At 45.4% G+C, this 20,577-nt stretch carries 23 protein-coding genes, 1 pseudogene and 1 other annotated feature; of the genes and pseudogenes, 18 read left to right on the top strand and 6 right to left on the bottom strand.

From position 1 onward, the window contains the following. Nucleotides 1–64: 64 nt before the first annotated feature. The 8 genes from garD (at nt 65) to DIC78_RS08715 (ending at nt 7,573) form a co-directional block, all read left to right on the top strand. Nucleotides 65–1,597 (top strand): galactarate dehydratase, encoded by a 1,533-nt coding sequence (gene garD, locus DIC78_RS08750; protein ID WP_127696079.1) that lies wholly within the window; start codon nt 65–67, stop codon nt 1,595–1,597. Nucleotides 1,598–1,875: 278 nt separating this feature from the next. Further along, a complete protein-coding gene (gene mphK / locus DIC78_RS08745; protein ID WP_127696077.1) occupies nt 1,876–2,799 on the top strand; it encodes a macrolide 2'-phosphotransferase MphK in 924 nt (307 codons plus the stop codon). Nucleotides 2,800–2,855: 56 nt separating this feature from the next. Further along, nucleotides 2,856–3,105, top strand: a binding site (T-box leader). Between the two features lie 94 nt (nt 3,106–3,199). Next, the gene (locus tag DIC78_RS08740; protein WP_127696075.1) at nt 3,200–3,361 is read left to right on the top strand and encodes an anti-TRAP regulator; all 162 of its coding nucleotides are present in this window, start codon (nt 3,200–3,202) and stop codon (nt 3,359–3,361) included. Between the two features lie 159 nt (nt 3,362–3,520). Further along, a complete protein-coding gene (locus tag DIC78_RS08735) occupies nt 3,521–4,201 on the top strand; it encodes a response regulator transcription factor (RefSeq protein WP_081638226.1) in 681 nt (226 codons plus the stop codon). Between the two features lies 1 nt (nt 4,202). Then, the gene (locus DIC78_RS08730) at nt 4,203–5,138 is read left to right on the top strand and encodes a HAMP domain-containing histidine kinase (RefSeq protein WP_044162082.1); all 936 of its coding nucleotides are present in this window, start codon (nt 4,203–4,205) and stop codon (nt 5,136–5,138) included. A 93-nt stretch (nt 5,139–5,231) separates the two neighbouring features. Next, complete coding sequence (locus DIC78_RS08725) at nt 5,232–6,155, top strand: ABC transporter ATP-binding protein (RefSeq protein WP_095714488.1); 924 nt, start codon at nt 5,232–5,234, stop codon at nt 6,153–6,155. Nucleotides 6,156–6,172: 17 nt separating this feature from the next. Further along, on the top strand, nt 6,173–6,859 hold the full coding sequence (locus tag DIC78_RS08720) for an ABC transporter permease (RefSeq protein WP_081638227.1): 687 nt from the start codon (nt 6,173–6,175) through the stop codon (nt 6,857–6,859). A gap of 18 nt (nt 6,860–6,877) precedes the next feature. After that, on the top strand, nt 6,878–7,573 hold the full coding sequence (locus DIC78_RS08715; RefSeq protein WP_095714487.1) for an ABC transporter permease: 696 nt from the start codon (nt 6,878–6,880) through the stop codon (nt 7,571–7,573). Here DIC78_RS08715 and DIC78_RS21805 read toward each other — a convergent pair. After that, nucleotides 7,574–7,636 (bottom strand): annotated as a pseudogene (locus DIC78_RS21805) (hypothetical protein); the annotation flags it as partial. Beyond that, nucleotides 7,608–7,994 carry a YndM family protein gene (locus tag DIC78_RS08710; RefSeq protein WP_010332895.1) on the bottom strand — a complete coding sequence of 129 codons (387 nt, stop codon included), beginning with the start codon at nt 7,992–7,994 and terminating at the stop codon, nt 7,608–7,610. The gene DIC78_RS08710 and the pseudogene DIC78_RS21805, both read right to left, overlap by 29 nt. Before the next feature lie 346 nt (nt 7,995–8,340). Here DIC78_RS08710 and DIC78_RS08705 point away from each other — a divergent pair, with 346 nt between their 5' ends. From DIC78_RS08705 to tatC, 6 genes are all read left to right on the top strand, one after another. Then, complete coding sequence (locus tag DIC78_RS08705) at nt 8,341–8,769, top strand: cell wall hydrolase (RefSeq protein ID WP_024120097.1); 429 nt, start codon at nt 8,341–8,343, stop codon at nt 8,767–8,769. A 107-nt stretch (nt 8,770–8,876) separates the two neighbouring features. Beyond that, nucleotides 8,877–9,608 (top strand): vWA domain-containing protein, encoded by a 732-nt coding sequence (locus DIC78_RS08700; RefSeq protein WP_101860208.1) that lies wholly within the window; start codon nt 8,877–8,879, stop codon nt 9,606–9,608. Nucleotides 9,609–9,686: 78 nt separating this feature from the next. Continuing rightward, on the top strand, nt 9,687–9,836 hold the full coding sequence (locus DIC78_RS08695) for a hypothetical protein (protein ID WP_049809871.1): 150 nt from the start codon (nt 9,687–9,689) through the stop codon (nt 9,834–9,836). A 54-nt stretch (nt 9,837–9,890) separates the two neighbouring features. Continuing rightward, complete coding sequence (gene phoD, locus DIC78_RS08690) at nt 9,891–11,642, top strand: alkaline phosphatase PhoD (RefSeq protein WP_127696073.1); 1,752 nt, start codon at nt 9,891–9,893, stop codon at nt 11,640–11,642. Nucleotides 11,643–11,655: 13 nt separating this feature from the next. Continuing rightward, nucleotides 11,656–11,868: a sec-independent protein translocase protein TatAD gene (gene tatAD / locus DIC78_RS08685; protein ID WP_010332899.1), complete on the top strand. Its 213-nt coding sequence runs from the start codon at nt 11,656–11,658 to the stop codon at nt 11,866–11,868. A gap of 61 nt (nt 11,869–11,929) precedes the next feature. Further along, nucleotides 11,930–12,655 (top strand): twin-arginine translocase subunit TatC, encoded by a 726-nt coding sequence (gene tatC / locus DIC78_RS08680; protein WP_024120100.1) that lies wholly within the window; start codon nt 11,930–11,932, stop codon nt 12,653–12,655. Here the strand turns inward: tatC and pcp are convergent. Beyond that, nucleotides 12,652–13,299 carry a pyroglutamyl-peptidase I gene (gene pcp / locus DIC78_RS08675; RefSeq protein WP_127696071.1) on the bottom strand — a complete coding sequence of 216 codons (648 nt, stop codon included), beginning with the start codon at nt 13,297–13,299 and terminating at the stop codon, nt 12,652–12,654. The genes tatC and pcp overlap by 4 nt on opposite strands. 80 nt (nt 13,300–13,379) lie before the next feature. Between pcp and DIC78_RS08670 the strand changes: the two genes are divergently transcribed. After that, the gene (locus tag DIC78_RS08670) at nt 13,380–14,495 is read left to right on the top strand and encodes an aminotransferase class V-fold PLP-dependent enzyme (protein ID WP_127696069.1); all 1,116 of its coding nucleotides are present in this window, start codon (nt 13,380–13,382) and stop codon (nt 14,493–14,495) included. 115 nt (nt 14,496–14,610) lie between these two features. Here DIC78_RS08670 and lmr(B) read toward each other — a convergent pair whose 3' ends face one another. Further along, nucleotides 14,611–16,053 (bottom strand): lincomycin efflux MFS transporter Lmr(B), encoded by a 1,443-nt coding sequence (gene lmr(B), locus DIC78_RS08665; RefSeq protein ID WP_063623076.1) that lies wholly within the window; start codon nt 16,051–16,053, stop codon nt 14,611–14,613. 57 nt (nt 16,054–16,110) lie between these two features. Continuing rightward, the gene (gene lmrA, locus DIC78_RS08660) at nt 16,111–16,677 is read right to left on the bottom strand and encodes a transcriptional regulator LmrA (protein ID WP_024120104.1); all 567 of its coding nucleotides are present in this window, start codon (nt 16,675–16,677) and stop codon (nt 16,111–16,113) included. A 216-nt stretch (nt 16,678–16,893) separates the two neighbouring features. Between lmrA and DIC78_RS08655 the strand changes: the two genes are divergently transcribed. Next, entirely contained in the window at nt 16,894–18,027 is a 1,134-nt protein-coding gene (locus DIC78_RS08655) for a type II asparaginase (RefSeq protein ID WP_127696067.1), read from the top strand. A gap of 170 nt (nt 18,028–18,197) precedes the next feature. Next, a complete protein-coding gene (locus DIC78_RS08650; protein ID WP_095714483.1) occupies nt 18,198–18,836 on the top strand; it encodes a lipase EstA in 639 nt (212 codons plus the stop codon). Nucleotides 18,837–18,873: 37 nt separating this feature from the next. Here the strand turns inward: DIC78_RS08650 and DIC78_RS08645 are convergent, their stop codons facing one another. Next, entirely contained in the window at nt 18,874–19,257 is a 384-nt protein-coding gene (locus tag DIC78_RS08645; RefSeq protein WP_095714510.1) for an RDD family protein, read from the bottom strand. A gap of 236 nt (nt 19,258–19,493) precedes the next feature. On the opposite strand from DIC78_RS08645, the gene DIC78_RS08640 reads away from it, so the two are divergent. Further along, nucleotides 19,494–20,573, top strand: a complete 1,080-nt coding sequence (locus DIC78_RS08640) for a helix-turn-helix domain-containing protein (protein ID WP_127696065.1) — start codon at nt 19,494–19,496, stop codon at nt 20,571–20,573. Nucleotides 20,574–20,577 lie beyond the last annotated feature (4 nt).

The raw sequence follows: 20,577 nt of genomic DNA, 5'->3' as shown, positions 1-20,577 counted from the left end.
GGATTTGCGGCTTTTTTTAAATCAAAATCGGAAAGCGTTTACAATGTTGAGGAGTGATATTCCTATGGTGATGAACCTCAGACAGAATCAAGCGCCTCTTTACATTAAAGTGAATGTAAAAGATAACACGGCGATTATTGTAAATGACGGCGGACTGAAAAAGGGCACTGTTTTTCCATGCGGGCTGATGCTTGAAGAAGATGTTCCTCAAGGCCATAAAGTGGCCCTAACCGATTTGAATCAGGGGGATGCCATCGTGCGTTATGGAGAAGTGATCGGATTTGCAGATCAGCCGATCAAACGCGGAAGCTGGGTGCGGGAAGCTTTGGTGAGAATGCCCGCCCCTCCGGAACTCCAGGACCTTCCTATCGCAAACAAAGTGCCTGAACCGCTGCCGCCTCTTGAAGGCTATACGTTTGAAGGATATCGAAATGCTGACAGCAGTGCGGGAACAAAAAATATTCTCGGTATCACCACAAGTGTTCAATGTGTCGTCGGCGTGCTGGATTATGCGGTAAAACGGATAAAAGAAGAGCTTCTTCCGAAATATCCAAATGTCGATGATGTCGTGCCGCTTCATCATCAATATGGATGCGGCGTGGCCATCAATGCCCCAGACGCCGTGATTCCCATCCGCACGATTCAAAATCTGGCAAAGCATCCGAACTTCGGCGGAGAAGTGATGGTGGTCGGATTAGGCTGTGAAAAGCTCCTCCCGGCACGGATTGCACCTGAGAAAAAAGATCACATCATTTCACTTCAAGATCATCAAGGCTTTGCGAATATGATTCAATCGATGATGGAAATGGCGGAGGAGCGGTTAATCAGACTCAATAGCAGAGTCCGTGTAACCTGCCCTGTTTCTGATCTGGTAATTGGCCTTCAATGCGGCGGCAGTGATGCCTTTTCCGGCGTGACGGCGAATCCGGCAGTGGGATATGCGGCTGATTTATTGGTTCGGGCAGGCGCAACGGTCTTGTTTTCTGAAGTGACTGAGGTGCGGGATGCGATTCACTTATTAACGCCGCGAGCTGTCAGCGAAGAGGTCGGACGTTCGCTGATCGATGAGATGAAGTGGTATGACAGCTATCTGAGGCGGGGGGAAGCAGACAGAAGCGCCAATCCGTCACCTGGCAATAAAAAAGGCGGTTTATCCAATGTGGTGGAAAAAGCGTTAGGATCGGTAGCAAAGTCAGGCACAAGCCCCATTTCCGGTGTGCTCGGGCCTGGGGAGAAGGCGGAGAAAAAGGGTTTGCTGTTTGCAGCGACGCCGGCAAGCGACTTTGTGTGCGGAACCCTTCAGCTGGCGGCAGGCATGAATCTGCAGGTCTTTACGACAGGCAGAGGAACACCGTATGGATTGGCTGCTGCGCCGGTGCTGAAAGTATCTACACGCCATTCATTAACAGAGCATTGGGCGGATTTAATCGATATCAATGCCGGGCGAATTGCTACCGGAGAGGCCAGTATCGAAGAAGTCGGCTGGGAGATTTTTCGGATGGTCTTAGATGTAGCGAGCGGCAGGAAACAAACATGGGCGGACCATTGGGGCCTTCATAATGATTTGTGTTTGTTTAACCCCGCGCCTGTGACTTGATTCATTTTTTATAGTAGATCAAAACTGGAATATGATGTAAAATGGAGATCAACTACAATGAACGGAGGGGTTCCGACATGGCATTCAATAGATTCCGATTAACACGAATTCAATAGTGAACGACACTCGCCTGGATGCGGGGAATCGGGATGAATCTGCCTATGTATGTACCCTAATATTGTAATGAAAAGAGGGTGGCGATGCTGCCCTCTTTTTTTGTTCCTTAAAAACATCCCTTCTCTCTAACGACAGGCGGAATATGAGAAAGGGGAAAAGAGATGACAAACCCGAACGAAAGGCAGCTAATCACTGAGATTGTCGCGCTTGCACGCAATCAATGTTTGACGGTTCACTCTGATAACGCTCAATTGAATGAAATGGGAATGGATTTTCAAGTTGTATTTGCCGAGGATGATACAGGTATGCCATGGGTACTGCGAAAACCGCGGCGAAGCGATGTTGTTGAAAGAGCAGCTTCAGAAGGCAGAACGCTTGCCTTTCTCCGCGCGAACCTCACAGCTGATGTGCCGGATTGGAAAATTCATACGCCGGAATTGATCGCTTACCCGAAGCTTAGCGGAACGCCTGCTGCTGGAATTGATTTGGAACAGAAACAATATGTATGGAATATGAATCATCAGCCGCCGTCAGACGATTTTGTTCATACACTTGCCGAAATACTGGCAGAATTGCATGGCATGAATCAAACATCTGCCGGCCAATCCGGAATAGAAGTGGTGATGCCAGAAGATTTCAGGAAAATGACAGCTGAATCTATGGCTGATGTGAAGAATAAGTTTGGCGTATCTAAGCAGCTTTGGGAAAGATGGCAAACGTGGATCAATGATGATGCATACTGGCCCGGTTTCTCCGCGCTGATACACGGCGATCTCCATCCGCCGCATATCCTTATTGATCAAAATGAACACGTCACAGGCCTTCTGGATTGGACAGAAGCGAAAGTCGCCGATCCAGCCAAGGATTTTGTCTTTTACCACATGATTTTCGGAGAAAAAGAAACAGCCCGTTTGCTTGAATGCTATGATCAAGCAGGCGGCCGTGTATGGTCAAAAATGCAGGATCACATCTCAGAGATGAAGGCGGCGTATCCGCTGGAAATTGCCAAGTTCGCTCTTCAGACACAGCAGGAGGAGCACGTAAATATGGCTCTGGAAGCACTTGGCGAATCTAAATTGGATTAAGAATTGACTTCTGTAAATTGACGGAGTATTATAAATTTTACAAACGAAAGAACGGATTAACAATTGTGAGGAAGAGCAAGTAAGCATCAGTGAGCGGGGTTCAGAGAGTCGGTGGCAGGTGTGAACCGATCCTCCCCTGATGCCGAATGGGCTTCTGAATTGCTTTGCTGAATAGATAGTAGACAATGCCGGGATGCTCTCCCCGTTACCAAGAGAGGAGTATCGAAACTGACGTTTTCTGTACTGATGAGCGAATGGCTTTTTAGCTGTTAATAAAGGTGGTACCGCGAGACCCTCGTCCTTTGATAAGACGGGGGTTTTTGTGTTTCTTAAAGGAGGTGACGGCCAATGGAAGAAGGCTGGTGGTCCATGTTTAATCAATGGGAAAGGAGGAATTCAAATGGTGATCGCAACTGATGATCTGGAGGTTGCTTGTCCGCATTGTGAAAGAGCCGGAGAAATAGAAGGCAAACCTTGCCCGGCATGCAGCGGGAAGGGCATCATTCTTACCGCACAAGGAAATACGCTTTTGGATTTTATCCAAAAACATATGAACAAGTAAAGGAGAAAAACTGAGCTGAGCGGCTGCAGGTAAAAGCTGAAAACAGGAAAAAAAGAATAAATTTTGTAAAACACACATGTTTTTCAATTACAATAAGCGTAATGACATGTGTGTTTTTTTTGACTATGAAAAAGGTTAGGTGAGAGGATGCAGCGCATATTGCTTGTGGAGGATGACCATTCCATCAGTGAAATGGTGGACCATTATTTAACAAAAGAAGGCTTTGAAATCGTGCATGCTTTCGACGGTGAAGAGGGCATTCGGAGGTTTCAAGAGCAGGCGTACGACCTCATTCTGCTTGATATTATGCTTCCGGAGCTGAATGGAATGGATGTTTTAAAAATCATTCGGGAAAAAAGCAAGATTCCTGTTTTAATGATTTCAGCAAAAGACGGAGATGTTGATAAAGCACTGGGGTTGGGATTCGGGGCGGATGATTATATCGCCAAACCGTTTTCGATGATTGAACTGACAGCCAGAGTCAAAGCAGCGATACGGAGGGCGACGCAATATTCGTCGAGTGAACCGGCTGAACATCAGGTGATTCGTGTTCACCAGCTTACGATCGATATAGACAATGTATCCGTTCTGAAAAACGGCGAACCGCTTCAGCTGACGTCAACCGAATGGCAGCTGCTGACACTATTTGCAGCAAATCCTAAAAAGGTGTTTACGAAAGAACAAATCTATCGTTCCGTATGGAATGAGGAGTACTTTGGCGACCAAAACATCATTAATGTACATATGAGACGGCTGAGAGAAAAGATTGAAGATGATCCATCGTCTCCTCAATATATCAAAACATTATGGGGCATCGGCTATAAATGGGGAGAGTTTTAGAATGGCAGTATTAACGATTGCTGCTATCATCGCTTTGGCGTGTCTGAATGTCATTCAATATATGATGAAAAAGAACCGGGACAGGAATTTGACGTATACGGCAGAAAAGCTTAGCGCCATGCTTGACAACGAATCGGCCGATCAGGTTTTACTTCATACAGATGACCGTGCGCTCAGGGACCTGCTCGTCAACATCAATCTGCTCGCTGAGGACCATCAGCATATCAACGCCCGGTTTGCAAAAACAGAGCAATCCATGAGACGGATGCTGACCAATATGTCACACGATCTCAAAACACCTCTGACGGTCATTCTCGGTTATATCGAAGCCATCCAAAGTGACCGGGATATGCCGGACAGCGAGCGGGAAAGACTGCTTGAGAAGCTGCACCAAAAAACAAATGAACTCATCCAAATGATCCACTCTTTTTTTGATTTAGCCAAATTGGAATCTGAAGACAAACAAATCCCGATCACAAAAATACATATCAACGAAGTATGCAAACGAAATATCCTGCATTACTATGATGCCGTTCAGGCAAAAGGTTTTAACGCGGAGATTGATATTCCGGATACACCGGTATACGCGCATGCAAATGAAGAGGCGCTGGACCGTATCCTGCAAAATTTATTATCCAATGCGATTCAATATGGCGCGGTTGGCAAGTTTATCGGATTATCACTTTCTTATGATGAGACAAGCATTGCCATCTCCGTATGGGACCGCGGAAAAGGAATCAGTGAAACAGACCAGCAGCGGGTATTTGAGAGGCTGTACACACTTGAAGAATCAAGAAACAAAGCATTCCAAGGGAGCGGTCTCGGTTTGACGATCACGAAAAGGCTTGTGGAAAAAATGGGGGGCTCCATCTCTCTTCAAAGCAAGCCGTATGAACGGACAGCGTTTACGATTACATTAAAACGAATGACCTATTAACAATCGTAAGAATTTCTTAAGAATGAAGAAATAAAAATGACAGGGCCCGCCGCTACAATAGAAAACAGGAAAAAGAGGAAAGGAGCAACAACGTTGACTTACATCGTACAAACAAACGGACTGACCAAAACGTTTCAAGGCAAAGAAGTCGTATCAGATGTCAGCATGCATATCAAAAAAGGTGAAATTTACGGCTTTCTCGGCCCGAACGGAGCAGGGAAAACAACCATCATGAAAATGCTGACAAGTCTTGTAAAACCGACAAGCGGTGAAATCAATATCCTCGGAAACAATCTCACTCATACGTCATATGAGGTGCTTGGCAAGATCGGCAGCATGATTGAATATCCAATTTTCTATGAAAATCTGACGGCTATCGAAAATTTAGAGCTGCATTGTGCATACATGGGATACCACAATAAAAAAGCCATTCAAGAAGTGCTCGATATGGTGAATTTAAAACAGATCGACAAGAAACCCGTCAAAACATTTTCGCTTGGAATGAAGCAGCGCCTCGGCATAGCGCGCGCCATCCTCACCAAACCTGATCTGCTTATATTGGATGAGCCGGTAAACGGCCTTGATCCTGTCGGCATTAAAAAGATCAGAAACTTATTTCAAGTATTAAGCAAAGAGTATGGAATGACACTGCTGATCTCCAGCCATATGCTGAGTGAAATCGAACAAATTGCGGACACAATCGGCGTCATTCGTGACGGCAGGCTGCTGGAAGAGGTGTCGATGGAAGATGTAAGGGGACAAAACACAGAATACATCGAACTCGTTACATCGAATCAGACAAAAGCCTGCTTTGTGCTTGAGAAAGAACTTCACATTGCCAACTTTAAAATCTTAAATGATAAAACCATTCGGATTTATGATGCTCAACGATCACAGGGTGCCATATCAAAAGCGCTTATTTTAAATGATGTAGACATTGAATCAATGAATAAAAAGTATACTTCACTGGAGGACTACTTCATCAGCTTGATCAACGGCAATCACATCAGTGCGTAGAGGAGGCGAGACCGTTGCTGAATTTGATCAGAATCGAATTAAGGAAAATGAAGATGGGATGGTATGTGAGAGGAGTTATCATTGCTAACCTGATTATCCTTGGCTTTATGTGGTTGGTCAGTTACATAGAAAAAGCGGAGGGCACTGAATCGTTCCAAAGCATGGATGATGCATTTCTCGTCATTGGCACTTTTGTCAGAGCGGTGTTTATCGTTTTTGGCGCTGTACTGATCGCCAAATTAGTCATATCGGAATATAAAAACAAAACGATTCAAGTGATGTTTACGTACCCGATCAGCCGGAAAAAACTGCTTGCTGCTAAGCTTAGCATCTCAGGCGGGCTGACGTTTATCACTATTTTAGTCTCAAATGCGTTCGTAGCAGCCGCTTTCTATATGCTGAATTCGATCTACCATGTCATTCCGGGAGAATTGAGCGCCGATGTCATTTCTCAGCATTCGGTAAAAATGGCGGTTTTCGCTTTTGGCGCCGCTGGCACCAGTTTAGTTCCCATCTTTTTTGGGATGCGTAAGCACTCTGTCTCGGCAACCATCATTTCATCTGTCGTGATCGTCATGCTGATGAGTTCAACAAGCCCGGGCCTGTCCATTTCTTCCATTGTATATATTCCATTATCTCTAGCTGCTGTCGGTTTGTTTTTTTCATACATGGCAGTCAGGAAAGCAGACCGGCAAGATGCTTAAATACGGAGTTGAAACAACATGTTGAATTTAATGAAACTTGAATTAAAAAAAATGAAATTAGGCTGGTATTACAGAGGCGCCGTTATTGCAAATCTATGTATTCTCGGATTTATATGCTTGATCGCATCAGAAGAAAAAAAACTCCCGCAGCCGGAGGTGATGACTGATGCGGCATCCACGCTATTTTTGCTTGGAACGTTTGTAAGATCTGTATTTGTTGTTTTCGCCAGTGTGCTGATTGCCAAATTGATTATTAGCGAGTACAAAAATAAAACGATTACCGTCATGTTTACATATCCCATCAGCCGGAAAAAACTGATTGCTGCCAAGCTGCTGATTACAGGCGGACTGACGTTTATCACCATTATGGTGTCTGAAATTGCGCTTTCATTCATCTTTGCGCAAATCAATCAATATTATCAACTTACACCTGCGATGTTATCAGTCCAGACTATCGGGCAAGAGGTCGGCAGTATGGCGATATATGCCGCTTCGGCTGCGTGCTTGAGTTTTATTCCTTTATATTTTGGGATGAGGAAACGCTCTGTTCCGGCTGCTATCATTTCATCGGTTATATTGACGATACTGATCAGCCAGCAAAGCCCCGAGTTATCGCTGGCAACGATTATCTACATTCCGCTTTCTTTAGGTGCGATCGGCATCTTGATAGCGATTTGGTCTGTCCGAAACATAGACCGGGAAGATGCTTTATGATAGAAGGCCGATGCTGTCAGCACCGGCCTTTTGATTATGAATCTGTTCTTGTTTCAAGATAATGCTTTTTGCCAATTTCTTTGCTCATCATATAGAAATGGAAGCAATATTCACCGATGGCCATGGCGATTGCTCCAAATAGAGCCGCCAGCGCAATTTCTCCGCCAGTCATTCCCATAGAAAGCGGCATGCCCATCAGCCAAATCACGAGAAATGCCAAACCGAAATCAGCCAAAGTGGCGATCATATTGTTCCATCGGGGCAATACATAAAGGTCCCCAAGCAAATAAGAAATGACCCCTAACACAACCGTCATCAGCAGCGTATCACCAAACGTGAAACCAAAGCCAAGACCCAGCACCAAATACAAAACAATAATCGTCATAATACCTTTAATCGCGAGCGCTTTCACATGTGTCATGATAAGGTTCCTCCTTCTTTTATCTGATTTGTTATGTATGATTCCTCAAATACGGAAAGTTAAACATTACTTTGTGTTCTTTACAAAGCGTTTTCGGCTACAGGTGGAAAAAGGCTGAAGAACTGTTATGAATCAGGGGATGAAGCGGCAGCTGCCATGCCCGTGGAATCCGGGATTTTACCGGAGATTTCCTTGACGGCCAGATGTCCATTTTTCTTCTGCAATTACCGATCTTTATGGTTTGTGACAGCACCGGGAGAATAAATTTTAAAACTTCTCCTGTCTCTCCGTCATCACTCTTTGGGTATTGCAATATGATGAAAGGAGAAAAAGGGGAGGTGACGTGATGGCGGTTGTGAGAGCAACAAGCGCTGATGTCAACTTGATGGCACGGCTGCTCAGAGCGGAAGCGGAAGGTGAAGGAAAGCAGGGGATGCTGCTTGTCGGAAATGTTGGGATTAATCGGCTGAGGGCCAATTGCTCTGATTTTAAAGGCCTCCGCACCATCAGGCAGATGATTTTTCAGCCGCATGCGTTTGAAGCGGTGACCCATGGATACTTTTATCAAAGACCGCGGGAAAGCGAGCGGGCCTTGGCACGCCGGACGATAAACGGGGAGAGGTTCTGGCCGGCAAAATTCAGCTTGTGGTATTTCAAGCCGGGAGGAAACTGCCCGCCGACCTGGTATAACCAGCCGTTTGTAGCCAGATTCAAATCACATTGTTTTTATCAGCCGACGGGCGAAACATGTGAAAATGTATATAACACATTTTAAGGGGAGACGCCGTTCACATCTGAACGGTGTTTTTTCTTTAAAAAGTTATACCAATGGTAAATATTTCTGTGAGATAATCGGATAAAAGAACTACAGGAGATGACAAAATGGCGACAATTGACCTGCAAAAGAAGAGCGTAAAAATCGTACTGGAGAAAAAGCAGTTAACCAAGGTGACGGCTCGTGTCGGGCTGGTGCTGGATATTACCGGTTCAATGAGAACGCTGTATAAAAACGGAACGGTTCAAAAAGTGGTGGAGCGGATTTTGGCTGTGGCTGATCAGTTTGATGATAACGGCCTGCTTGATGTATGGGTTTATGATAATGAATTCTCCCGGTTAAAGCCAGTCAATGAAATCGATTTTTCAGGCTATGTTGATCGCGAAATTTTGAATAATGAACTCTTGCATAAATTCGGGAGAAATGATGAGCCGCCGGTCATAAAAGATGTGTTACATAAATATGTTGTGGAAGAACCGAGTTCATATCCCGCTTTTATCGTTTTTATTAATGATGGAGGGTGTAAAAAATCCATCAAACCTATTATTGAAGCTGCCTCTGATAAACCGGTGTTTTGGCAGTTTGTCGGCATCGGAAACGGCAACTTCGATTTTCTTAATAAACTGGATACGCTAGAAGGGCGTGTTGTTGATAACGCAAACTTCCTGCATATCGAAGACATTGAACGCATCTCTGATGATGAGCTTTATGATGCGTTGCTTACTGAATTTCCATTTTGGCTGCAAGAAGTGAAGGAAAAAGGAATTTTAATAGAACAAGAGCCTGAAGCTGCAAAACCGGAAAAGAAGGGCTTTTTCAGCAGATTGTTTTCTAAATAACAGACAGCTTTTCCGAACACTGAGTGATTTTGCAAAATCGCTCGGTGTTTTTGTTTTTTTAAGATCATGTGAAGAAAAATGGGTAAAAAGGGCGGCTTGCAAACGACAGGATATGCAGAAAACACGCCGTTTTGCCAGCTGTCGGCATGTTTCGGCGAAAGGGCTGTGAATGAAGTCCTGTTTCCCATGTTCAGTGCTTACAATCCCTTCACACTTCTTCACAGCTAATTAACAATGGTTTCCTATAATGAAAGCGATCAATGAGAAGAGAGGGGATCTGGAATGGCAAATGACAGTCGTTTTGACGAATGGGTACAGAAATTGAAAGACGAAAGCTTTCAGAATAATACGTTTGACCGCCGCAAATTTATTCAGGGGGCTGGAAAAATTGCGGGGCTTTCTCTTGGGTTAACCATTGCTCAGTCAGTCGGAGCATTTGAAGTAAATGCTGCGCCTAAGTTCTCTAGTTATCCGTTTACGCTCGGCGTCGCTTCAGGAGATCCGCTTTCTGACAGCGTCGTGCTCTGGACGCGTTTGGCGCCAGATCCGCTGAACGGCGGGGGGATGCCGAACCAGGTTGTGCCTGTCAAATGGGAAGTGGCAAAGGATGAGCACTTCCGCAAGATCGTAAGAAAGGGCACAGAAATGGCCAAACCGAGCCTCGCCCATTCTGTCCACGTGGAAGCGGACGGGCTTGAGCCGAACAAAGTGTACTACTACCGATTCAAAACCGGACATGAGCTAAGTCCTGTCGGAAAAACAAAAACACTGCCGGCCCCAGGTGCCAATGTGCCGAAAATGACCTTTGCCTTCGCTTCCTGCCAGCAATATGAGCATGGCTATTATACAGCCTACAAGCATATGGCGAAGGAAAAGCTTGATCTTGTCTTCCATCTCGGTGATTACATATATGAGTACGGGCCGAATGAATATGTATCGAAAACGGGCAATGTCCGCACGCACAACAGCGCAGAAATCATTACGCTGCAGGACTATCGAAACCGCCATGCCCAATACCGTTCAGACGCTAATTTAAAAGCGGCGCATGCGGCGTTTCCTTGGGTTGTCACATGGGATGACCATGAAGTTGAAAATAACTATGCCAATAAAATCCCGGAAAAAGGGCAGTCGGTTGACGCGTTTGTATTGCGCCGTGCGGCGGCGTATCAGGCTTATTATGAGCATATGCCGCTCCGCATCTCCTCTCTGCCGAATGGCCCGGATATGCAGCTGTACCGCCACTTTACGTATGGAAATCTGGCATCATTTAATGTACTGGATACACGCCAGTACAGAGATGACCAAGCCAATAACGACGGCAATAAGCCGCCTTCTGATGAATCGCTCAATCCGAATCGGACTTTGTTAGGAAAAGAACAGGAGCAGTGGCTTTTTAACAATTTGAGCAGCTCGACTGCATATTGGAATGTGCTGGCACAGCAAATCTTCTTTGCGAAGTGGAATTTCGGGACAAGCTCAAGCCCGATCTACAGCATGGATTCATGGGACGGTTATCCGGCTCAGCGCGAACGGGTCGTCAATTACATTAACAGCAAAAATTTAAACAATGTTGTCGTGCTGACAGGAGATGTACACGCAAGCTGGGCATCGAATCTGCATGTCGATTTTAATAAAACAAGCTCAAAAATTTTCGGGGCTGAATTTGTCGGCACCTCCATCACATCCGGAGGAAACGGAGCGGATAAGCGGGCGGATACCGATCAAATTTTAAAGGAAAATCCACATATTAAGTTCTTTAACGATTACCGCGGATATGTCCGCTGTACAGTAACGCCTCATCAGTGGAAAGCTGATTATCGGGTAATGCCATTTGTGACAGAGCCGGGAGCAGCCATTTCCACACGGGCTTCATTCGTTTATCAAAAAGACCAAACCGGATTGAGAAAGGTATCCTCGACAATGGTTCAAGGCGGAGTGAAACAATCCAATGAAGTCGAAGAGGATCGTTTCTTTGAGCACAACAAAGCCCATGAAAAACAAATGATCAAAAAACGGGCAAAAATTACGCATTAAGGAGTGAAACATAATGTTTTCAAACATTGGAATACCAGGCTTGATTCTGATCTTTGTCATCGCCCTCATTATTTTTGGCCCTTCAAAGCTTCCGGAAATCGGGCGAGCCGCCGGTCGGACTCTGCTGGAATTCAAAAGCGCCACAAAATCACTTGTGTCTGGTGATGAAAAAGAAGAAAAATCAGCTGAGCTGTCAGCGGTCAAGCAGGACAAAAACGCAGGCTGAGTGCTGATGAGGCAGACGCATGGTCTGCCTCTTTTTCTCATGAAAGGGAGGGCTTTTTTGAATGGATAAAAAAGAAACTCATCTGATCGGACATTTAGAAGAGCTTCGCCGTCGGATCATCTTCACACTTGCGGCTTTTCTTCTGTTTTTAATTACGGCTTTTTTGTTTGTGGAGGACATTTATGATTGGCTGATCAGAGATTTTGACGGAAAATTAGCTGTTCTCGGACCGAGTGAAATTCTCTGGGTATATATGATGCTTGCCGGCATTTGTGCGATTGCCGCTTCCATCCCCGTTGCCGCCTATCAGCTTTGGCGTTTTGTAGCGCCGGCGCTGACAAAAACGGAGCGCAACGTGACACTGATGTACATACCGGGATTATTCGCCCTGTTTTTGGCCGGCATCTCGTTCGGATATTTTGTGTTGTTTCCGATCGTTCTCGGCTTTTTGACACATTTGTCTGCCGGCCATTTTGAAACGATGTTCACCGCTGACCGCTATTTCAGGTTTATGGTGAATTTGAGCCTGCCGTTCGGTTTTCTGTTTGAAATGCCCCTTGTGGTGATGTTTTTGACAAGGTTAGGCATCTTAAATCCATACCGGCTGGCCAAAGCGAGAAAGCTGTCCTATTTTCTGCTGATCGTGGTGTCCATATTGATTACCCCGCCAGACTTTATTTCTGATTTTCTCGTGATGATTCCGCTGCTTGTCCTGTTCGAAGTGAGTGTCACACTATCAGCGTTTGTATACAAAAAGAGACTGACCAGTGAAGCGGCCGCCGCTTAGTGCAGCGCGCCGCCGTGTGACTTCGTATCCTGATCATATTGTGCGGCCGTAACAGCGGCGATCCTCAATGCTTTGACGATCATGTCGAGGCTGAGGCTCGGCGCTGTTTTGTCGATTGTTTGTTCCGGAATGTACGGAATGTGGATAAACCCGCCGTGAATGTGCGGAGACGTACGGTGAATGTGATCCATTAACCCGTAGAACAGATAGTTGCATACAAATGTGCCGGCCGTAAAGGAAACAGCCGCCGGAATGCCGTTTTCCTTCATTTGAGATGTGATGCGCTTAATCGGAAGCCCTGTCCAGTAAGCGGCAGGCCCGCCGGGAGAAATCTCCTCATCAATCGGCTGGTTTACCTCATTATCCGGGATACGCGCGTCTGCAAGATTGATCGCGACCCGTTCCGGTGTCACCTGCATCCGGCCGCCGGCTTGCCCGACGCAGATCACGATGTCCGGCTGATGTTTATGAATCGCTTGCCGCAAAGTGTCGAGAGCGGTTCTGAACACAGTCGGAATTTGTGCCGAAGCGATAATCACCTGATCCGTTTCAAAGCCATTCAGCCGTTTCACCGCTTCCCACGATGGATTGACAGTTTCCTGATCAAAAGGGTCAAAACCTGTGAAGAGCACTTTTTTTCTCATGGTAACCATCTCCTTTTTTCTATTATTCTATTGTTTATTTCTGGATTTTTCATCAAAATAATAAAAAGGAGTGAATCAGAATGGAACATTTGCCGCAGCAGTACCGACATCTGTTCCCAACCGTGCAGAGCCGCATCATGCTTGCCAGCTGCTCACAGAGCGCGTTGGCAGAGCCGGTGTCAAAGGCGATACAAGATTATCATGACAGCTTGCTGCATAGGGGGGCGAACTGGAATGAAGCGATTGAAAAGACAGAGAGTGCCAGAAACGAGTTTGCGAGGCTGGTAGGGGCTGAGCCGGATGAGATTGCGATTGTGCCGTCAGTTTCTGATGCGATGATTTCCGTGGCATCATCCTTGTCTGCTGTTAAAAAGAAACATGTTGTATACACGGAGATGGATTTTCCGGCGGTGTCTCATATTTGGCAGGCACAATCTGATTATAATGTATCTGTGATCCCTTCAATAGACAATGAGCTGCCGCTCGAACAATATGAAAGGTATATCACGGAAGAGACGGTGCTGACCTGTGTTCCGCACGTTCATTATCGTGACGGCTGCATTCAGGATATAAAAGCCATCGCTGCCATCGCCAAGAGAAAGGGATCGATGGTATTTGTAGATGCATATCAATCTGCCGGGCATATTCCTATTGATGTGAAAGAATGGGGCATAGATATGCTGGCGGCAGGCACCAGAAAGTATATGCTCGGCATACCGGGCATGGCGTTTCTTTATGTGAGAAAAGAGCTGGCGAACGAGCTGAAGCCCAAAGCATCTGCTTGGTTCGGGCGGGAAAACGGGTTTGGGGCGTCGTCTTATGCAGAAGGCGCGAGGCGTTTTCAAACAGGAACCCCTGCTTTTATAAGCGTGTATGCAGCGGCTGCGGCTTTATCGCTGCTGAATCATATCGGAATGTCCCGTATCCGCGATCATATAAAAGCAGTGAGTGCCGATGCGTTTCAATATGCAGCTGAAAAAGGGCTGGAGCTTGCGGGGGCGCCATCGGTACAGCAGCCGGGCATGGTTTCCATTCGGGATGAACGGGCATCTGAAACGGCGGCGTTACTAAAGAAGAAAAACGTGATTTGCGCTCCGCGGGACAATGTCATCCGTCTCGCTCCTCACTTTTATAATACGAAGGGCGAACTGCGTTATGTGATTGATGAAATGGCGGCGATTTTATCCACGCGTTAAAAGCGATCGCCTAAAAATAGATGTTCACCTCCTTCGGCGCCGCTCGCGTCTTGCTTGAGTGTGTTGTCCGATATAGGTATAAAAAACCCCCTGACCTCAAGATCAGGGGGTTTTCTTATTGATGATCAACCTTTACTCGCTTCAAAAAGAAAGCGGCAATTAAACCGATAATCGCAACAATCATCGCAAAGACAAATGCATGCTGAACGCCAGCTGTCAATGCTTGCGGAATGACTGCCGGATCGGCTGGATTTTTTACGCTGCTCATGTAGTCATGCTGACCGGCAGCCATGATGCTGACCGCAACCGCTGTCCCGATCGCGCCCGCCATTTGCTGAAGTGTGTTCATAATGGCAGTGCCGTCCGGATAAAACTCACGCGGAAGCTGGTTTAAACCGTTTGTCTGAGCAGGCATCATAATCATGGAGATCCCAATCATCAAGCACGTATGCAGCACGATAATCAGCACTGCTGTTGAAGCTGTCGTGAGATTTGAGAAGAGCCACAGAACAATAGTCACAATCAAAAATCCCGGAATAACAAGCCACTTCGGTCCGTATTTATCAAACAGACGGCCTGTGACAGGTGACATAAATCCGTTTAAAATACCGCCCGGCAAGAGAATAAGTCCTGAGGCAAATGCTGTTAAGACTAAGCCGCCTTGCAGATACATCGGCAGAAGCAGCATGGATGACAGGATGACCATCATGCAAATAAAGACCATAATGACGCCCAAAATAAACATCGGGTATCTGAATGCACGCAGGTTCATCATCGGCTGCTTCATCGTCAGCTGACGGATTGAAAATAGAATAAGGGCGATAACACCGACAATAAGTGAAACGATCACAGTCGGGCTGGACCATCCGCCAGAGCCTTCACCCGCGTTGCTGAATCCAAACACAATGCCGCCGAAGCCGATCGTCGACAAAATAATAGACAGGACATCAATTTTCGGTTTTGTGATGTCAGACACATTTTGCATGTACAGGATACCGAAAATGAGCGCAAGCACAAGGAACGGAAGAGAGATCCAGAAAATCCAGTGCCAGTTAAGGTGCTCAAGAACCAACCCGGAAAATGTAGGGCCGATTGCCGGCGCAAACATAATGACAAGTCCGATTGTTCCCATGGCCGCTCCCCGTTTATGGGGCGGGAAAATCACCAAAATCGTATTAAACATGAGCGGTAATAAGAGTCCTGTTCCAAGTGCCTGAACGATTCTCGCCGCTAATAAAAATGAGAAGCTAGGCGCAAGCGCCGCAATCAAGGTGCCTATGATTGAAAAAATCAGTGACACAGTAAAAAGCTGTCTAGTTGTAAACCATTGCAATAGCAGACCTGAAACAGGAACAAGAATACCGAGCACAAGCAAATAGCCTGTTGTTAACCATTGAACGGTTGCCGCTGTAATGTTCAATTCCTTCATAAGATCGGTTAACGCGATATTCAGCGCTGTTTCACTGAACATACCGATAAAACCGGCCGTCAGCAAAGATATCATAATTGGCATCACTTTATATTGCTGAGATGCTTTAGCTGCTGTTTCCAAATCTATTTCTCCTCTCGTTCATCTGAATGTATTCACTCAGCTTGTAGTAGTATGTCTCTTTTTTTATTTCTTCAACAGAGCGGGAATGCGGCTGGAGATATGAAGAAGCGGTGTGCTGTCTTTTGCCGTTAATGATAAAAGAATGCCGCCTTCAATCATCGCGTTAATGATGATGCTTGATTCCTTGGCATGGCTCTCGCTGTAACCCGACAGCTGCAATTTTTCCTCAAACACAAGGGACCACGCTTTGTAGGCTTCATCACAGGCTTTTCGCAAAGGCTCGCTTTTTAATGATGTCTCTGCCGCAAGCAAGCCGACGGGCAGGCCTTCAATGTCCTCTGTGCATGAGAATTGACATGAGAGCTCCTTCAGAAAGGCTTGAATGCCTTCTGCGGGATCAGTGCTCACGTCCATGCAGTCTGTGATTTTCTGGCGGATGTATTCCTTCATTTCATTCACGGCTTCAATTGCCAGCTGTTCTTTACCCCCGGGAAAGTGGTAGTAAAGAGAGCCTTTAGGTGCACCGCTTTCTTTAATAATCTGGTTCAGTCCCGTGCCGTAATACCCTTGCAGCTGAAAAAGCCGGGTAGCTGCAGAAAGGATTTTCTCACGAGAATCTCCATAGCTCATAACATTCCCACCTTACTGATTGCGATCATAAAATATAGTGACTGGTCTATTATCATGATTCACCCATCGAATGTCAAGATAAAGGAACTCGAATAAGAAAATAAAATGAGCATATAAAAAAGCTGAGAGATAACCTGACGCACATTTTGACTGAATAAATGAAATATTCAATTATTAAAAGGTGTAAAGACGTTACCAAACAAAAGGAGAGAAAACATGAAAACACAACGATTCCTCTTACTGACCCTTTTTACCGCACTATTGCTTGCTTTTACCGGATGCTCACAATCTCCTGAAGCAAAAGAATCCCCAAAAGAAAAAACGCAGACACAAAAAGTTTCTTCAGCTGCTGCTTCAAAAAAAAATGACCTTCCAAATATCAAAATATTGGCGACAGGAGGTACGATTGCCGGAGCCGATAAATCAAAAACCTCTACAACTGAATACAAAGCAGGTGTCGTCGGTGTTGAGTCTCTGATCAAAGCGGTGCCAGAGATGAAGGACATTGCGAATGTCAGCGGCGAGCAAGTGGTTAACGTCGGAAGCACAAACATTGATAACAAAACATTGCTGAAGCTCGGAAAACGAGTCAACAAACTGCTTTCTTCAGATGATGTTGACGGTATTGTCGTGACCCACGGAACAGATACATTAGAAGAAACGGCTTATTTTCTGAACCTCATTGTAAAAAGCGATAAACCGGTTGTTGTTGCCGGTTCGATGAGGCCGTCCACAGCCATCAGTGCTGACGGCCCGTCCAACTTGTATAACGCAGTTAAAGTGGCAGGCGCACCTGATGCAAAAGGGAAAGGGACGCTCGTCGTTCTCAATGACCGCATTGCTTCAGCACGGTACGTTACAAAAACCAACACAACCGCAACAGACACCTTTAAATCAGAAGAAATGGGATACGTCGGAACGATTGCCGATGACATTTATTTTCATAATGAAATGACACGCAAGCATACAAAGGATACCGAGTTCTCGATTTCCGGCCTTGATAAACTGCCGCAAGTAGACATTCTGTACGGCTACCAAAATGACGGAAGCTATCTGTTTGATGCGGCTGTGAAAGCCGGAGCAAAAGGCATAGTCTTCGCAGGATCAGGCAACGGATCTTTATCTGACGCAGCCGAAAAAGGAGCAGTCAGTGCGGTCAAAAAAGGCGTCACAGTGGTTCGCTCAACCCGTACGGGAAATGGTGTCGTCACACCGAACGGCGACTATGTGAAAAACGGCCTTTTGGCATCAAACTCCTTAAATCCGCAAAAAGCCCGGATATTGTTAATGCTCGCGCTCACCAAAACAGATGATCCTAAAAAAATCCAAGACTATTTTAATGAATATTAAAGAGAAGAAGGCGAAAAAGCCTTCTTTTTTTGCATTTTCGGGATCATAAACAGCTGAAATGTTCTCTCAACCTTAAAAATTCTTCAAAAATAAGTCAAATTTACCCTTTACTTAATTAATTTGGCAAAGTAATATAATTTAAGAATTTGTTACAAAAAAAGGAGGAAAATATGAAACTTTTAAGAGGTAAGATCATTGCACTTGTAACAATTGTTGCGCTGTCAGTTACATCCATGTTTGCGATGCAGCCGTCAGCAAAAGCCGCTGAACATAATCCGGTGGTGATGGTTCACGGAATTGGCGGAGCTTCTTTTAACTTTGCCGGTATTAAAACGTATTTGGCATCACAAGGCTGGTCACGGGACAAGCTGTATGCTGTAGATTTTTGGGACAAGACAGGCAATAACCTAAACAACGGCCCAGTATTATCACGTTTTGTGCAAAAGGTATTAGATGAAACCGGTGCGAAAAAAGTGGACATTGTCGCTCACAGCATGGGGGGCGCCAACACGCTTTATTACATAAAAAAACTGGACGGCGGTAATAAAATTGAAAACGTCGTAACGCTTGGCGGCGCGAACCGTCTCGTTTCAAACAAGGCGCTTCCGGGAACGGACCCAAATCAAAAGATTTTATATACGTCTATTTACAGCTCGGCGGACATGATTGTTATGAACTATCTGTCTAATTTAGAAGGGGCAAAAAATGTTCGTATCAACGGTGTCGGACATATCGGCCTTCTGTACAGCAGCCAAGTCAACAGCCTGATTAAAGAAGGGCTGAACGGCGGCGGACAAAATACGAACTAATGAGAAACATAACCTTGAAGAATCCTATTCTTCAAGGTTATTCTGCTTTCAGCACAATTGTTTTCGCAGCCATATCATGAACGGTTTGTTTTTTCTTTGTAAATGCGGCTGTTAAATAGATCAGGCGGGAAAACACATGCACCCACGCTATCAGGTAACGGACAATGGCCTGAGGGAGGGAGATTTTCTCGTGTGTTTCATCTCTCACGATTTGCAGCCCGATGATTTTTTTGCCCAGCGTACCCTTCCAATTTGTCAGCGGCATCAGCAAAGGATACACAAGCAGCATCAATATGGCGACAGCGATGACGCCAGCGGACCCGTCGCCAAACATAAATCCGGATGCTAAAATCACTGCGGCCGCAATGATCACGTCAAGCACAAGAGCGCAGGCACGCAGCATAAAACCAGCTAGTTCCAACATAAACACTTCCTTAAAAATTTTAGATAAACACCTAACGATTGTAAAAAAGAAGGGCCTAAAGTGGGAATAGGTTATAAGTCTTAAATCACAAAAGTTGATGAAAAAGTCATAGGTAAATTTACATAATGAACCAGGCTGTCACATTACCAAATTCTTTTTTAGCCCGAAACCAAGCCCTCAGAAGTTATTTTTGTTAAAATAGAAAAGTTACAACAGAATTCGGAGGGTTTATTGTGGGAAAAGTGAAAAGAAATGCCCCTTGCCCATGCGGCAGCGGTAAGAAATATAAAAAATGCTGCGGAAATAAAGTTGTCGACTTCCCGACAGAATTAGCGGCAAAAGAAGCAAAACAAATTCAGGAAGACTTAGTGGAGTATGCCTTCACAGTACATAGAGAAAGCATTTCAGGTTTTATCAACCAGCATGATTTTCTTTCTACTATGGACAGGCAGACAAAGGACATCAGTGTTTTTAATTTAGGAATCTGGGGAATCTTCTTCCACCCGCTCGCTGGTGACAAAACGATCTTTGAAGAGTACCTTCAGAAAAAAGGCGATTCGATCACCCGCCCGAAAACACGTGAGATCGTTGAATCTTGGAAGAGCATGACGCCTGCTTTATTGCTGCTGAAGGATATGAAAGAAGCAGTTATTCATTTTGAAGATGTCATTACGAAAAAACAATTCGACGTGGAAATGGACGTCACAAGTCAAGACCTCCCTCCAGTGGGAAGCTTGATTCTCGGCTATCCGATTCACGAAGCGGAAAAAGCGGAATTTTTCATGCAGTTCACAATCTTCCCAGTGAAGAGAACGGAAGAGCTGATCAGCAAGGTGAAGACATATGCGGATGCTGCAGTGAAAAACGGCAAAACGCCGGAGGACTTCATGAAGCAGGAGTTCAACAACGTACTTTTCGCGCTGTTAGCTGAAAAAGATGAACAGCCGCAGCAAGCGGAGCCTGTTCAAGAAAGCAGCGTTGAGTGGGCAAACGACATGGAGAAAGAAACAGCGGCGGCGATCGAAAAAGGCATGAGCGGAGATGAATATCCGAATGAGCTGATTCCGGCAGTCATTGACATTTGGAAATCGTTCTGCGAGAAAAAATCACCTGTCATCAGAAAGCCGGAAGCTTTTGCGGCGGCAGTTGAATATTATGTGAATGCAATCTCACTTAACGGCGCAACCGTTTCCCAAGCCAAACTGGCGAAAAAATACGGCGTAAGCGCATCAACGATTTCAAGCCGCTACAAAGAAATTGAAAGCACGCTTCAAGATGAAGCGGATCGCTTTGCACAATCATTAACATCTTAATGAC

Source organism: Bacillus halotolerans (genome assembly GCF_004006435.1).
In the GTDB taxonomy this organism is placed as follows: domain Bacteria; phylum Bacillota; class Bacilli; order Bacillales; family Bacillaceae; genus Bacillus; species Bacillus halotolerans.
This window is presented reverse-complemented; position numbering and strand designations above follow the sequence as displayed.